Source organism: Polaribacter sp. (assembly GCF_039939415.1).
Lineage (GTDB): Bacteria > Bacteroidota > Bacteroidia > Flavobacteriales > Flavobacteriaceae > Polaribacter.
Map to the genome: position 1 here is coordinate 1 of NZ_JBDVJE010000067.1, position 2268 is coordinate 2268.

1 pseudogene is annotated in these 2268 nt (G+C 31.0%); it reads right to left on the reverse strand.

The annotated features are described in order from the left end of the window. Positions 1-225 precede the first annotated feature (225 nt). Positions 226-2139 (reverse strand): annotated as a pseudogene (locus ABJG40_RS10995) (sulfatase). Positions 2140-2268: the final 129 nt, after the last annotated feature.

The window sequence follows — 2268 nt, forward strand, 5'->3', positions numbered from 1 at the left end:
AGAAATCATATGCATCCCCATTTGATTTCTATAGGGTTACTTTTTTCTTTGATAGTCAAATCTTTTAAATGAATGTAGCTAACGTATATTATAACACTTAAGCACAACACTACAATGAAAATAAAGGTTCTTTTGAGTTTCTAAAACAAATACACCTTAATTCAAAGATTTAAAAAAACGGGGAAGACCCCGTTTTTTTTTGTTTTTACCAATTCAATCAACTAATTACTTTGTATTTAAAGCATATGCAGAATACTGTTTCTTTTTACTTTTAATTCTTTTTATTGCTGGTATTTCTGGATAACTTACTAAAAAATTATGCTCATCAATTAAGTTAATTAGATAGTGAGTTGTTCCTTTTGGCAACGTAACAGTAACTGTAGCATCTGAATTTATATGTGCTTCCTTTTTAAACCATTCTTCATAACGGTCTCCACCATTTGTTGTGTAAATTAAATTAGCATTCACAACTTTAGCACCATTTTCTTTAAATTTAAAAGTAACTTGACTGTTATTAATAGATGAAGAAAGTACAGAAGGCACAGTTTCTTTATGTTCCATATCCTTTTCATAATGAGGATTATATGAAGGATAACTTGCTTTCATTTCTGTTAAAATAGATGTTAATTTACTATTCATCTCTTCAGTTCTTTTAACATCTTTTTTTGCTAAATTTTTCGCTTCTTCTATATCAACACGTTCAGCTGTTCCGTTAGAAGAATCGTACAATCTGTATAACTCAAACTCTGGAGTTTTAGGGTTGTTTTTGTAATCATAATTTCTAATGAACTTATAATCGCCAATACGTAAAGTACTTTGAAATGAAGAATGTGGAAAATGCCACATCATCGTATTTCTTTCTTTTCCGCTTTTGTCTAAAACTAGTTTAGAATCGGTAGGATCTTCTAATAATAATGTTGATAAATCATCTCCATCAAAATGTTTGTTCTTAGGTTTCTCTACATTTAATAATGATAAAATGGTAGGATAAAAGTCAAGTCCGTTTACAACAACATCTGATTGTATTCCTTTTTTAACTCCAGGACCTGCAATAATTAAAGGAACTCTTGTCCCTCCTTCTTTAGCATTAATTTTTCCTTTATCTAGTGGGTAATTATCGGTAAAAACTTCTCCTGGATGCCCTTCCATACCACCATTATCAGAAGTAAAAATTACATACGTATTTTCACTTAATTTATGCCCTGGCCAACGTGGATCATCTGTAGTTTGTAAATAATTAAAAACTTGTCCCACATAGTAATCTAGCATTTCTACCATAGCAGCATAATATGGATTCTTTTGTCCTTTTAAATCCCAATGTTTAGGGTCTGTTGGAAAATCTACTCCTAATTTTTTACAATATTTTTCTAAAAGCGCTTTACTTCTTGTATGAATAGGTGCATGTACTAAAAAAGTAGCATAATACAAGAAAAATGGATCTTGTTTATTCTCTTTTAAGAACTTTAACGCATCTTGATTATTTTGGTGAAATGGAAATCCATTTTCATCTAATTGATAAGGATCATTAGCATCATTTGTTGCAAAATCTGTAAGCCTATGTGGCTTTTGAGGACTTGTAACTCCACGATTATGAGTTGTAATATCAAACCCTTGATCTTCAGGTTGTGGGTAAGCAAAGTGGTTTATGGCCATGTGCCATTTACCAGCATGTCCTGTTTTATATCCTTTTTGTTGCAAAACTTTAGCTAAAGTCATTTCATTTTCTGGCATACGTCCACTATACCAAGGAGATATAATACGTTGTGCAGTTTTACTTGCATTAACTGTGGGAGGTCCTCAACCTACAACATGAGTTTTTTGGGCTCTTGCAGGATGATTCCCACTCATTATTGCACATCTACTTGGTGCACAAGTAGGAGCTGGAGAGTAGGCTTGCCAAAACTGAACGCCTTCTTTTGCAAAAGCATCAATATTAGGTGTTTCGTAGGGAGAAGGTTCATCTATATCATAAACTTTTAGATCTTGCCAACCTAAATCATCTGTAAGTAACAGCACCACATTAGGTTCTGGTCTATCAGTATTTTGTACTTTGTTACTGTGTACTTTTTGCGTATTACAACTAGATAGTAAAATACTTATTAAAAGTAAAGTGAGATAATGTTTGTACTGTGTTTTCATTATATGACTAAATTTTATTTTTTTATGATAATAGTACTTATTTAAAAGCGAAAAAATTAATTCTATTCTACAAAAAAAGGCAGTAATATAAAATTACTACCTTATTTTTTTAATAAATTTTATATATTA